This is a genomic window from Streptomyces sp. DH12 (genome assembly GCF_020873895.1).
Lineage (GTDB): Bacteria > Actinomycetota > Actinomycetes > Streptomycetales > Streptomycetaceae > Streptomyces.
The window spans coordinates 1-429 of record NZ_JAHWGT010001284.1 but is presented as its reverse complement, the minus strand read 5'-3'; the positions used below and the strand labels follow the sequence as shown (position 1 = coordinate 429).

Below are 429 nucleotides of genomic sequence, written 5' to 3'. Positions count from 1 at the left end.
ACGATGCCGGTGAGAAGCCCGTCGTCGCCGACCACCGGCAGCTGTTTGACGTGTCGCCTGCGAAGTTCCCGCGCGGCCCGGGGGATCGTCCAGTCTGCGCGGGCGGTGAAGACGGGGCTGCTCATGAGCTCGCCCGCGGTCCGTGCCCGGGCCTTGCTCCAGGCGCGCTCGTCGGTCCCGCCCTGTCCCTGCGGATCAGGCGTGCCGGTCTCGTGACGCAGCACGTCGGACGCGGACACGACGCCGACAAGTGCGCCGCCGTCGTCGACGACCGGTGCCGCGACGATGTCGTTCGCGTCCAGCAGGGCGGCCGCCTCCTGGACCGGTGTGGTGGGGCGGAGGGTGACGACCTCCTCGTTCATCACGTCTCCGACCGTGCGACGGTGCAGCATGACATCGGTCTCCTCCGCGTCACGACGGGGCGGCCGC

Annotated in this window: 1 protein-coding gene; it reads right to left on the bottom strand. The window is 72.0% G+C overall.

Going from position 1 to position 429, the window contains the following annotated elements:
- Nucleotides 1–392: CBS domain-containing protein (locus LPA54_RS39695; RefSeq protein ID WP_228985260.1), on the bottom strand; the 392-nt coding region annotated here is incomplete at its 3' end.
- Between the last annotated feature and the right edge of the window lie 37 nt (nt 393–429).